15 protein-coding genes are annotated in these 12402 nt (G+C 54.1%); 8 read left to right on the top strand and 7 right to left on the bottom strand.

The genetic code is table 11. The features are described 5' to 3' along the window. Positions 1-218: 218 nt before the first annotated feature. Together degQ and degS are read left to right on the top strand one after the other, a co-directional pair. Positions 219-1589, top strand: coding sequence for a serine endoprotease DegQ (gene degQ / locus LF929_RS19010; RefSeq protein WP_038903085.1), 1371 nt, complete (start codon positions 219-221; stop codon positions 1587-1589). Between the two features lie 88 nt (positions 1590-1677). Next, positions 1678-2742, top strand: coding sequence for an outer membrane-stress sensor serine endopeptidase DegS (gene degS / locus LF929_RS19015; RefSeq protein ID WP_038909439.1), 1065 nt, complete (start codon positions 1678-1680; stop codon positions 2740-2742). A 52-nt stretch (positions 2743-2794) separates the two neighbouring features. Here degS and murA read toward each other — a convergent pair whose 3' ends face one another. The 7 genes from murA to mlaF form a co-directional block, all read right to left on the bottom strand. Beyond that, on the bottom strand, positions 2795-4057 hold the full coding sequence (gene murA / locus LF929_RS19020) for a UDP-N-acetylglucosamine 1-carboxyvinyltransferase (RefSeq protein ID WP_012883047.1): 1263 nt from the start codon (positions 4055-4057) through the stop codon (positions 2795-2797). 53 nt (positions 4058-4110) lie between these two features. After that, positions 4111-4365 carry a BolA family iron metabolism protein IbaG gene (gene ibaG, locus LF929_RS19025; RefSeq protein ID WP_012883046.1) on the bottom strand — a complete coding sequence of 85 codons (255 nt, stop codon included), beginning with the start codon at positions 4363-4365 and terminating at the stop codon, positions 4111-4113. A 143-nt stretch (positions 4366-4508) separates the two neighbouring features. Next, positions 4509-4802, bottom strand: coding sequence for a lipid asymmetry maintenance protein MlaB (mlaB, locus tag LF929_RS19030; RefSeq protein WP_210174474.1), 294 nt, complete (start codon positions 4800-4802; stop codon positions 4509-4511). Beyond that, positions 4795-5427 (bottom strand): phospholipid-binding protein MlaC, encoded by a 633-nt coding sequence (gene mlaC, locus LF929_RS19035; RefSeq protein WP_038903084.1) that lies wholly within the window; start codon positions 5425-5427, stop codon positions 4795-4797. Before mlaC ends, mlaB begins: the two co-directional genes overlap by 8 nt. Positions 5428-5438: 11 nt before the next feature. Beyond that, the gene (gene mlaD / locus LF929_RS19040) at positions 5439-6038 is read right to left on the bottom strand and encodes an outer membrane lipid asymmetry maintenance protein MlaD (protein WP_038903083.1); all 600 of its coding nucleotides are present in this window, start codon (positions 6036-6038) and stop codon (positions 5439-5441) included. A 4-nt stretch (positions 6039-6042) separates the two neighbouring features. Next, positions 6043-6825, bottom strand: coding sequence for a lipid asymmetry maintenance ABC transporter permease subunit MlaE (gene mlaE / locus LF929_RS19045; protein WP_016943096.1), 783 nt, complete (start codon positions 6823-6825; stop codon positions 6043-6045). Between the two features lie 3 nt (positions 6826-6828). Then, a complete protein-coding gene (mlaF, locus tag LF929_RS19050) occupies positions 6829-7638 on the bottom strand; it encodes a phospholipid ABC transporter ATP-binding protein MlaF (protein WP_038903081.1) in 810 nt (269 codons plus the stop codon). Between the two features lie 278 nt (positions 7639-7916). Here mlaF and LF929_RS19055 point away from each other — a divergent pair, with 278 nt between their 5' ends. Genes LF929_RS19055 through lptB form a run of 6 tightly spaced genes read left to right on the top strand, consistent with a single transcriptional unit; the run spans position 7917 to position 12375 of the window. Beyond that, complete coding sequence (locus LF929_RS19055) at positions 7917-8879, top strand: calcium/sodium antiporter (protein ID WP_038903080.1); 963 nt, start codon at positions 7917-7919, stop codon at positions 8877-8879. A 30-nt stretch (positions 8880-8909) separates the two neighbouring features. Continuing rightward, positions 8910-9896, top strand: coding sequence for an arabinose-5-phosphate isomerase KdsD (gene kdsD / locus LF929_RS19060; protein ID WP_210177018.1), 987 nt, complete (start codon positions 8910-8912; stop codon positions 9894-9896). Between the two features lie 49 nt (positions 9897-9945). After that, entirely contained in the window at positions 9946-10512 is a 567-nt protein-coding gene (kdsC, locus tag LF929_RS19065) for a 3-deoxy-manno-octulosonate-8-phosphatase KdsC (protein WP_016943100.1), read from the top strand. Next, on the top strand, positions 10509-11078 hold the full coding sequence (lptC, locus tag LF929_RS19070; protein WP_019843565.1) for an LPS export ABC transporter periplasmic protein LptC: 570 nt from the start codon (positions 10509-10511) through the stop codon (positions 11076-11078). The genes kdsC and lptC overlap by 4 nt, the downstream gene beginning before the upstream one ends. Next, on the top strand, positions 11056-11634 hold the full coding sequence (lptA, locus tag LF929_RS19075; protein WP_012883036.1) for a lipopolysaccharide ABC transporter substrate-binding protein LptA: 579 nt from the start codon (positions 11056-11058) through the stop codon (positions 11632-11634). Before lptC ends, lptA begins: the two co-directional genes overlap by 23 nt. A gap of 15 nt (positions 11635-11649) precedes the next feature. Next, a complete protein-coding gene (lptB, locus tag LF929_RS19080; protein ID WP_012883035.1) occupies positions 11650-12375 on the top strand; it encodes an LPS export ABC transporter ATP-binding protein in 726 nt (241 codons plus the stop codon). Positions 12376-12402 lie beyond the last annotated feature (27 nt).

Raw genomic sequence — 12402 nt, forward strand, 5'->3', positions numbered from 1 at the left:
TGTTATCCGCCCTGATGGCACACAGTTTGTCGTCAGGGCGTTTCTTGCCGGTCATGCTGACCCTCTCCACCGTATCCATGACACGGTCGGTCGTTACATTTCGCTGACGAAATATCAGCGAACTTTACACATAGCTCCGGGTCTGAGTATTCACCGCAAGTTTGAGTTTATATATCATCGTTTTATTCATAAGCAGGTCGTGAGAGAGTTAACAATCAATGAAAAAAACATCGTTGTTATATAGCGCACTGGCACTCGGTATTGGACTGTCGTTGTCTTCAGTGCCCCCGGCCAACGCCGCGTTGCCTGCCGTTGTAGAAGGTCAGCCTCTGCCCAGCCTGGCCCCCATGCTGGAAAAAGTGTTGCCTGCTGTCGTGAGCGTGCATGTGGAAGGCACACAGGTACAGCGTCAGCGTATTCCGGAAGAGTTCAAATTCTTCTTTGGCCCGAACACCCCGTCGGAAAAACAGAATTCACGTCCGTTCGAAGGGTTAGGCTCTGGCGTCATCATTAACGCCGAAAAAGGCTATGTGCTAACCAACAATCACGTCGTCAACAATGCGGATAAAATTCAGGTGCAGTTGAATGACGGCCGTGAATATGACGCCAAGCTGATCGGCCGCGATGAACAAACCGATATCGCGTTGTTGCAGTTGAATGACGCTAAAAACCTCACCGAAATCAAAATGGCAGACTCCGATCAGTTGCGGGTCGGCGACTTTGCTGTTGCTGTCGGCAACCCATTCGGGCTTGGCCAAACGGCGACATCCGGTATTATTTCCGCCTTGGGTCGTAGTGGTCTAAATCTGGAAGGGCTGGAAAACTTCATCCAGACTGATGCCTCCATCAACCGTGGTAACTCCGGCGGGGCGCTGGTCAACCTGCGCGGCGAGCTTATCGGCATCAATACCGCGATTCTGGCACCGAGCGGCGGTAACGTCGGTATCGGCTTCGCCATTCCCAGCAACATGGCGCAAAACCTGGCTCAGCAATTGGTGGAATTTGGTGAGGTAAAACGCGGCCTGCTGGGGATCAAGGGCAGCGAAATGACCTCCGAGATAGCGAAAGCCTTCAAGGTGGATGCCCAGCGTGGCGCGTTCGTGAGCGAAGTGATTCCTAAATCCGCCGCCGCCAAAGCCGGTATTAAAGCTGGCGACGTACTGGTTTCACTGGATGGCAAACCTATCAGCAGTTTTGCGGAACTGCGCGCTAAAATTGGCACGACCGCACCGGGTAAAACCGTGCGTATCGGCCTGCTGCGTGACGGTAAACAGCAGGAAGTCTCGGTGGTACTGGATAATAGCGCCAACGTGACAACCAATGCTGACACACTTACCCCAGCACTGCAGGGGGCTACCCTCAATAACGGGCAGTTGAAGGACGGCAGCAAAGGCGTGGCTATCGATAACGTAGCCAAAGACAGCGCTGCCGCTAAAGTCGGTCTGCAAAAAGGCGACATCATTGTCGGCGTGAACCGCGAACGTGTAGAAAACATCACCCAATTGCGCAAAATTCTGGAAGCCAAGCCTTCGGTGCTGGCGCTGAATATTGTCCGTGGCGATGAAAGTATCTATCTTCTGTTGCGTTAAGCTATGAAAAAGTGGACACCGCGCGATGCGGTGTCCACCCTTCTCTGATATTCTGCGATTCAACCTTCATTTCACACCCAAAACGCTCATGCTAACCAAACTGTTACGTTCGGTGCTGTTCGGTGTTATCGTTGCCGGTATTCTGTTATTGGCGATTCCGACACTGCGCTCCAGTCAGGGCTGGTCGCACGCCAGTAGCGACAGTAGCCAGGAAACCCCGGTCAGCTATTACCAGGGTGTGCGCCGTGCTGCCCCGGCGGTGGTGAACGTATACAATCAGGCTAACGATCCTGCGGCCAAAAACGAATTGAATATCCGCACGCTGGGTTCTGGCGTTCTCATGAACAGCAAAGGATACATCCTCACCAACAAGCATGTGATCAACAATGCCGAACAAATTGTGGTCACCCTGCAAGACGGCCGTATTTTCGAAGCGCTGCTGGTGGGCTCAGACAGCCTGACCGACCTCGCCGTGCTGAAAATCGAAGGCGCGAATCTGCCCGAGATCCCCATCAACCCGAAACGGATATTCCACGTCGGCGATGTCGTGATGGCCATCGGCAATCCCTACAACCTGGGGCAGACGGTGACACAAGGGATCATCAGTGCTACCGGTCGGGTAGGATTAAGTGCGTCCGGCCGACAGAATTTTCTGCAAACTGACGCGTCCATCAACCACGGCAACTCGGGTGGCGCGCTGGTTAATACACTTGGCGAACTGGTTGGCATCAATACCTTATCATTTGATAAAAGCGATGATGGCGGCACGCCGGAAGGTATCGGTTTTGCGATTCCCGTCGCGCTGGCAACCAAGATCATGAATAAACTGATCCGCGATGGACGCGTGATTCGGGGTTATTTCGGTATCCGAGGGGCGCAACGCGAACGGCTGGGTAATCAAGTCACTGGCCTTGAGCGGTTGCAAGGTATCGTCGTCAACGAGGTCGATGCTGGCGGGCCTGCGGATAAAGCGGGGATTAAAAAAGGTGACCTGCTGCTGGAAGTGAACAATAAACCCGCGCGTTCCGTAATAGAAACCATGGATCAGGTGGCGGAGATTCGGCCGGGTTCAGTGATTCCTGTCGTTATTTCCCGTGATAATCAGGAAATAAAACTGAATATCACGATTCAGGAACACCCACCCAGCGATTAAATCGCGCCGGGTACGCCGGGTGATGCGATAGCAGAGCACCCGGCTATAACGATTAGTCGTTAGCGCTCACGCGCTCAATATTAGCGCCTAACGCACGCAACTTGTCTTCGATACGCTCATAGCCACGATCGATATGATAGATGCGATCGACCAGTGTCGTGCCTTGCGCAAGACATCCCGCCAGCACCAGACTTGCCGATGCTCGCAGGTCAGTTGCCATCACCTGTGCACCGGAGAGACGGCTGACACCATGACAAATCACGGTGTTGCTCTCGATTTCCGCCTGTGCTCCCATACGAATCAGTTCGGGGATATGCATAAAGCGGTTTTCGAAAATGGTTTCGGTGATAACGCCAGTACCTTCCGCCACCAGGTTCAGCAGGCTGAACTGTGCCTGCATGTCGGTCGGGAATCCCGGATGCGGAGCGGTACGCACATTCACCGCTTTCGGCCGACGGCCATGCATATCCAGGCTTATCCAGTCATCACCAATTTCGATATCAGCACCCGCCTCACGCAGTTTGGACAACACGGCATCCAGCGTATCCGGACGAGTGTGACGGCATACGACCTTGCCGCCGGAGACCGCCGCCGCGACCAAAAACGTGCCAGTCTCAATACGATCCGGCAGTACGCGGTATACCCCGCCCCCCAGACGATCCACGCCGTCGATAACGATCTTGTCGCTACCCGCGCCACTGATTTTGGCACCCAGCGTATTCAGGAAGTTCGCCGTATCAACAATTTCAGGCTCGCGCGCCGCGTTCTCAATAATGGTTTTACCCACCGCCAGCGTGGCGGCACTCATGATGGTCACCGTCGCGCCAACGCTGACTTTGTCCATCACGATGTGTGCACCTTTCAACCGGCCATCAACCGTCGCCTTCACATACCCTTCTTCCAGCGTGATGTGCGCGCCAAGTTGTTCCAGACCATTGATGTGCAAATCGACCGGACGGGCACCAATAGCACAACCACCCGGCAGCGACACCTGCCCTTGCCCAAAACGCGCCACCAGCGGGCCCAATGCCCAAATAGAAGCACGCATGGTTTTCACCAGGTCATACGGTGCACAGAACACATTCACCGAACTGGCATCAACATGCACAGAACCATTGCGCTCAACACGAGCGCCTAATTGGCTCAGTAACTTCATGGTGGTGTCGATATCACGCAGTTTGGGAACGTTTTGAATTTCTACCGGCTCTTCAGCCAGCAGGGCAGCGAACAGGATAGGCAGGGCGGCGTTTTTTGCGCCGGAAATAGTAACTTCACCAGCGAGCCGGGTTGGCCCCTGCACACGAAATTTATCCATAGTGACGATTTCTCAATATTCAGACTCAATAGCATGGCCGGATGGCCGCTAACTTACAGACCGCTTAGTTTACGGTCGCGTTGCCACTCTTCAGGGGTATAAGCCTTGATCGACAACGCATGAATGCGATTATCCGCGATGTATTCCATCAGCGGCGCATAGACCGCCTGCTGCTGTTTTACGCGGCTCATACCCTTGAACAACTCACCTATCACAATGACCTGAAAGTGGCTGCCGTCGCCAGAAACATGCGCATCTTCAAGCGCCAGCGCTTTCATCAGCACGTCTTTAATTTCGTCGTTTTCCATTGCTCTCGATTCTACGTCAGGGGGATGATAAACAGGGTGGTATCTTAGATGAATCTGTCGCTATCTTAAACAAAAGAAATCCCCCTTGCGCACAGGCGACAAGGGGGAACCTTAATCATGAAAGCGCACAGCGACAGGTCGACTCAATGGACCGGAATGATTTCATTCAGGTTATACAGTTGAATCAACGTACGCAGTCGCTCACTGGCACCGGTAATCGTCATCGGCGTTCCCTGCTGTTCCTGCTGGTGATAAAAATGCACCAACAGAGCCAGTCCCGCGGAATCGACCCGTTCTACCTGGCCGACATCCAGCACCCGGCTATCTGCCAGCAACGCATTACGCTGCTGCCAAAGCGGCAGTAAACTGTTTCGATCCAGACTGCCTTCCAGATACAGCGTGCCGTCAGTCTGTCGCCACTGCAGTGCATCAGCCATTTTTCTGATCCAGCGTAATCGGCTGCTGAGCCGCCGATTGCAGTTGCTTCGTCAACCCATCCACACCACTCTGACGCAACGTGGATGCCCATTCGTTCTGCTTAGTGGTAATCATGCTCACCCCTTCGGCGATCATGTCATAAGCCTGCCAGTAGCCGGTTTTGGTGTTTTTACGCCACTGAAAATCCAGACGAATCGGCGGACGACCACCATTGTCAATAATAGTGACGCGGATAGAAACAATCTCGGCATTGCCCAGCGGCTGCTCCGGTGCAATCTCATAAGTCTGGCCATGGTAAGACGCCAGCGCCTGACCATAGGCTTGCTCCAGATACGATTCAAACGCCGTGAAATAGGCTTCACGCTGTTCCGGCGTGGCACTCTTGTAATACTGCCCCAGCACCAGCGCACCGGCGTATTTTATCTGCACATAAGGCAGCAGTTCTTCGCGTACCACGGTGCGCAGATAGTTAGGGTCCTGCTGAATATGCGACTGTTCGTTTTTAAGACGATCGAAGGTTTTCTGCGCCGCATCGCGCATCAGGCTGTAAGGATTGGTTTGATCCGCTGCACTGACAAACGGGGCCACGACCAACAAAGCCACCATCAATAAACGTTTTAACATGCTGTGTCCTCTTAAGGCTGTTGGGCCGGTTTTTCGCTGGCTTCAGGTTTTGCAGTATCACCGTTTTTCTCAGCCGGTTTAGACGCGGCCGGTTCGGTATGCCCCTGATTCGCATTGTTCTGGCTGGCATTGTCAGTATTGTTGCCACCGCTCTTATATAGGAATTGACCGATAAGATCCTCCAGAACCATAGCAGGCTTGGTATCCTGAATTGTCCCGCCGTCCTGCAGAATCGAGGTACCCATGTCCTCGTCTTCAAAACCAATATTCAACGCCAGGTACTGTTCCCCCAGCAGACCAGAGGTACGAACCGCCAGCGAACTGGTATCCGGAATGTGGTTGTAGCGCTTATCGATATCCATCGCTACCCGCGGCAGATAGGTCTTGGTATCCAGCGAAATGTCCACAACACGACCAATCACCACACCACCGACTTTTACCGGCGAACGCACCTTGAGGCCGCCAATATTGTCGAACGTGGCATACAAACGGTAAGTCTGCTGTTGCCCGAGTGATTTCAGGTCTGCCACCTTCAGGCATAAAAAGATGATGGCGCACAGTGCGATCAGCATGAACACGCCAACCCCTATTTCATGTTTCTTTGTTTGCATCGACTTATTTCCCAAACATCAGTGCCGTCAGCACAAAATCCAATCCCAGTACCGCCAGCGACGAGTGCACCACCGTGCGGGTCGTCGCGCGGCTGATGCCTTCTGACGTCGGAATCGCGTCATAACCGTTAAACAGCGCAATCCAGGTAACGGTAATGGCAAACACCAGGCTCTTAATCACACAGTTAAGTAGGTCTTTCTGCCATTCCACCGCGTTTTGCATCGCCGACCAGAAAAAGCCGCTGTCGATCCCTTTCCAGTCCACGCCAACCAGTGCGCCGCCCCAAATACCTACGGCGACAAAAATCACCGTCAGCAAAGGCATGGAAATTACCCCGGCCCAAAACCGCGGCGCGACGACACGGCGCAACGGGTCTACCGCCATCATTTCCATACTGGATAACTGCTCGGTCGCCTTCATCAGTCCGATTTCCGCCGTCAGGGCAGAACCGGCACGCCCGGCGAACAACAACGCCGTCACCACCGGCCCCAGCTCACGCAACAATGACAGCGCCACCATCATGCCCAGGCTGGCTTCCGCACTGTAGGTGGTCAGGACCAGATAGCCTTGAAGACCCAATACCATGCCGATAAACAAACCGGAGACCATAATGATCAGCAATGATTGCACGCCAACGTTATAGAGTTGCTTATGCAACAGCGGCCACTGTCTGGCCGGTTCCGGCTTGCCCACCAGCGCATTGAACAACATCAGCCCGGCACGCCCGAAAGAGGCGCAAGCCTGAATGCCAACACGTCCCAGCGACGCTAATGCCTGTACTAGCATGAATTACTTACTCCCCAAACCTAACAGCCCACGTTGGTAATCGCCCGCCGGATAGCGGAACGGTACCGGGCCATCGGCGATGCCATCGAGAAACTGCCTGACACGCGGATCGCCATTCTGCTGCAATTCAGCCGGTGCGCCCTGTGCCACGACACGCTGATCGGCAATAATGTAGGCATGATCGGCGATACTCAAGACTTCCGGCACATCGTGAGACACCACGATACAGGTCACACCAAGCGCGTGATTTAATTCATCAATGAGCTTCACCAGCACCCCCATGGTGATCGGGTCCTGACCAACAAAAGGCTCATCAAACATAATCATTTGCGGGTCCAGCGCAATCGCACGCGCCAGTGCGGCACGCCTTGCCATACCGCCAGACAGCTCTGACGGCATCAGTTGCGCCGCGCCGCGTAATCCCACCGCTTCCAGCTTCATCATCACCGTGCTCTGTAGCAACGGTTCAGGCAGTTGCGTATGCTCCCGTAGCGGCCAGGCAACATTGTCAAACACATTCAGGTCGGTAAATAACGCGCCGGACTGAAACAACATGCTCATTTTCTTACGCGTTTCATACAAACGAGAACGGGAAAGCGTCGGAATATTTTCCCCGTCGAACCAGATTTCGCCGCTGTCTGGTTGCAGTTGACCGCCAATCAACCGCAACAGCGTGGTTTTACCGATACCGGACGGCCCCATGATGGCCGTAATTTTTTGCTTTGGCACATTCAGCGAGACATCCGAAAAAATCGGCCTGCTGCCTCGCCGGAAACTGAGCCCGCGAATTTCTACCAGATTTTCGTGGTTCATGGTCTATTCCTCAACGGTAACCCATAGTGGCCGCCCGTTTTCACATTTTCGCACCGTTACGCCCTGAAATCGCTTTTCAGAGTGTTACGCTTACTCTTCACTGTTACAGAATCAGGACACGAGGTCGTGACCAAAATTGCCATTGGTTTTACTTTTTCGCCCTGCGCAGTCAGAATTAGCGCCAACGAGGAAAAATGGCGGTTTTGTTTATTATTCGTCCAGAAATACTGGTTTGTGCGCCAATAAACCGGTGATTATACCTGAATAAAGGACGCTGCATGCTTTTTGCGACAGTACTGTTAATTGTTGGTTTAGTGTTACTGGTTTATGGCGCCGACCGAGTGGTGTATGGCGCGGCGGTACTGGCGCGCACATTGGGTGTACCGCCGATGATTATCGGCATGACGATAGTAGGCATGGGAACCTCGCTGCCCGAATTGATGGTCTCGGTGACCGCCGCGCTCAACCATCAGACCGACATGGCGGTAGGTAATGTATTAGGGTCGAATATCGCCAACATCCTGTTGATCCTCGGCAGCGCCGTGCTAATCCGCCCGCTGACGTTGCATTCCACGCTGCTGCGTCAGGAACTCCCACCGATGCTGGTGGTCACGCTGCTGTGTGGTGTTCTGCTGCATGACAGTTTCCTCAGCCGCCTGGACGGCGTGATCCTGCTGCTGACCGCCTGCGGTTGTATCCTGTTGATGTTACGTATGGCCCACGCTGCTCAGCGGCGTGGTGACGACAGCCTGACACGCGAACAAATGGCTGAGTTGCCCAGAGAGAACAACCAAACCGTGGCGTTGTTATGGTTGCTACTCGGCCTGATTATTCTGCCGATGTCGGCGCGTATTGTGATCGATAACGCCACAGTTATCGCTAATTACTTTAATATCAGCGAACTGACCATTGGGCTCACCGTGTTGGCCGTCGGCACCAGCCTGCCGGAATTGGCGACCGCTATCGTCGGCACATTAAAAAAAGAAGACGACATCGCGCTCGGTAACCTGATTGGTTCGAATATCTTTAATATCGTAATAGTGCTGGGCGTGCCCGCTCTCTTGTCCCCTGGCGCGGTAAATCCGCTCGCGTTTACACGCGATTACTGGGTGATGCTGGGTGTCAGCGCGCTCCTGACGGTTCTCTGTCTCCGCCAGAAACGGCGCATCGGTCAGGGTGCTGGCGCATTGCTGTTGTGTGCGTTCATCGCGTACCTTTCGGTGCTGTTCTTGTTCTCATAGCCAGAGCATTGGCAACGCAGGATGTTTTACATGTCACATTTCGAGTTACAACCGGGTTTCGACTTCCAGAGTGCGGGTCGGCAGGTTTTAGCCATCGAGCGCGACAGCCTCGCGCAGTTGGATCAGTACATTGACGACAATTTCTCCCGCGCCTGCGAGAAAATGTTTTATTGCCACGGTAAAGTCGTGGTGATGGGCATGGGGAAATCCGGTCATATCGGTTGCAAGATGGCCGCGACCTTCGCCAGTACTGGCACACCGGCTTTCTTTGTTCACCCCGGCGAAGCCAGCCACGGTGATTTGGGGATGATCACCGCCCAAGATATTGTGATCGCCATTTCCAACTCGGGTGAATCTCATGAGATTCTGGCGCTCATCCCGGTGTTAAAACGCCTGCAAGTGTGTCTTATCTGCATGACGGGTAACCCGGAAAGCACCATGGCGAAAGCCGCCGACATCCATCTTTGCGTCCACGTCTCCCAGGAAGCCTGCCCGCTGGGTCTGGCACCGACCTCTAGTACCACCGCGGCACTGGTGATGGGTGACGCGCTGGCGGTGGCGTTATTGAAAGCGCGCGGCTTTACGGCTGAAGACTTTGCGCTATCCCACCCCGGTGGCGCACTGGGTCGCAAACTGCTGTTGCGAATCAACGATATCATGCACACTGGCGACGAAATCCCCCGTGTCGGTCAAGACGCCTCGCTGCGCGACGCATTGCTGGAGATTACCCGCAAGAATCTGGGGATGACGGTCATTTGCGGTCCGGATGATCGCATCGAAGGCATTTTTACCGACGGTGACTTGCGCCGGGTGTTCGATATGAATATCGACCTCAACAGTGCCGGTATCGCCGATGTGATGACGCGCGGTGGTATTCGGGTGACGCCGCACACACTGGCGGTGGATGCCCTGAATCTGATGCAGTCCCGCCATATTACCTCGCTGCTGGTCGCAGAGGGCGATCGCCTGCTGGGGATTGTCCACATGCACGATATGCTGCGCGCAGGTGTGGTATAAACCTGACGCGCGCACGCCGCAGAGAATGAAAAACCAAGGATACGAGTGAATGAGTGAAACCCGGTCGCAAACCGATACCTGTTACGGGCCTGTCGATACCCTGGTAATGCAGCGTGCCCGTGATATACGTCTGTTAATCTGCGATGTCGACGGTGTCCTGTCTGATGGCCTGATTTACATGGGAAATCAGGGCGAAGAGCTGAAAACCTTTCATGTCCGCGACGGTTATGGCATTCGCTGCCTGCTGACGTCGGATATCGACGTGGCGATTATCACCGGCCGCTCATCGCAGTTACTCATCGACCGCTGCCAGACATTGGGAATACGCCACTTATATCAGGGGCAATCAGATAAGATTTTGGCCTTCCGCGAGCTGTTGGATACACTGTCGCTCACTGCCAGCCAGGTGGCGTATATCGGCGACGATCTGATCGACTGGCCGGTGATGGCCGAGGTAGGGTTAAGCGTCGCCGTAGCGGACGCCCACCCACTGTTGCTACCCCGAGCGCATTACGTCACGCGTATCGGCGGCGGCCATGGCGCAGTACGAGAGATTTGCGATCTTATTCTGCTGGCACAGGGTAAACTGGACTTTGCCAAAGGGCTGTCGATATGAGTAAAACGAAACGCTGGCTGACGTTGTTGCTGGCATTGATTGCGCTGGTGCTTATCGGGTTAAATTTGACGACCCGACGGGAAGGAAGCGGGCCGACTGAAGTACAAAATAATGACCCGGCCTACACCATGCAGCAAAACACCACGATGGTGTATGACCCGACCGGGAAACTGAGTTACAGGCTGGTAGCCGAAAAAGCCGAGCACTACAACGCCGAACAAGTCAGCTGGTTTACTCAACCGGTAGCGACCATGTTCAATGAACAAGCTATCGCGACCTGGTCGGTGCGCGCGGATCGCGCCAAGCTGACAAAAGATCGCATGTTGTATCTGTACGGTCACGTCGAGGTCACCAGCCTGACCGACGATTCGCAGTTAAAGCGGATTAAAACGGATAATGCACAGATTAATCTGGTTACGCAGGACGTGACGTCAGATGATGAGGTCACCCTGTACGGTGCCAGCTTTACCTCTAACGGACTGAAAATGCGCGGAAACCTGCGCAGCAAAACCGCTGAGTTGATCGATAAGGTAAAATCCTATTATGAAATCCAACCAAAAAATTAATGTGTTACACAGCATCCTGATCGCCAGCTCGCTTTTTGCCGTCAGTATTCCGGCACTGGCACTCACCGGAGATACCGAGCAACCGATCCACATTACGTCCGACCAGCAGGCGCTGGATATGCAAGGCAATGTCGTGACGTTTACCGGCAACGTTATCGTCACGCAGGGGTCGATAAAAGCACAGGCCGACAAAGTCGTCGTAACCCGTCCCAACGGCCAGCAAGGCCATGAAATTATCGAAGGCTACGGCAATCCGGCGACCTTCTACCAAATGCAGGACAACGGTAAACCCGTTAAAGGTCATGCACAGAAAATACGCTATGAAATGGACAAGCAACTGGTCACGTTGACCGGCAATGCTTATCTGGAACAGTTGGACAGCAACGTCAAGGGCGACCGTATCACCTATCTGGTACAGCAACAGCAGATGGAAGCGTTCAGCGACAAAGGCAAACGAGTCACTACCGTGCTGGTCCCAACACAATTGCAGGACAAAGGCGCGCAAAATGGCGCCAAGCCCGGCAGCAACACCGGCAAGCCCACCAAACAACAGTGAGTAACGCGCTAACCCATGGCAACACTAATCGCCGAAAATCTGGCCAAGGCGTATAAAGGCCGCAAAGTGGTGGAAAACGTCAGCCTGAATGTCAATTCCGGCGAGATCGTTGGGCTGCTTGGCCCGAATGGGGCCGGCAAGACAACCACTTTCTATATGGTTGTCGGTATCGTCCCGCGCGACGAAGGCCGTATCGTAATCGACGATGAGGACATCAGCCTGCTGCCGCTGCACGATCGCGCCCGCCGCGGTATTGGTTACCTGCCGCAGGAAGCCTCGATTTTCCGGCGACTGAGCGTCTACGACAACCTGATGGCGGTACTGGAGATCAGAAAAGATCTGACCCGCGAGCAACAGCAGGATCGCGCCAACGAACTGATGGAAGAGTTTCATATTGTTCACCTGCGCGATAGTCTGGGACAATCGTTGTCCGGTGGTGAACGCCGTCGGGTGGAAATCGCCCGGGCGCTGGCTGCCAACCCCAAATTCATCCTGCTGGACGAACCCTTTGCGGGGGTAGATCCGATTTCGGTTCTCGACATCAAGAAAATCATTGAGCATTTGCGCGATAGTGGGTTAGGCGTACTGATTACCGACCATAATGTCCGTGAAACGCTCGATGTCTGTGAACGTGCCTATATCGTGAGTCAGGGCCAGCTTATTGCCCACGGCTCCCCGATGGATATACTGGCGAATGAGCAGGTAAAACGAGTCTATCTGGGCGAAGGCTTCCGACTCTAACCACGTCATGTTTTAGGTTGATAATTC

This window comes from Dickeya oryzae, assembly GCF_020406815.2.
In the GTDB taxonomy this organism is placed as follows: Bacteria; Pseudomonadota; Gammaproteobacteria; order Enterobacterales; family Enterobacteriaceae; genus Dickeya; species Dickeya oryzae.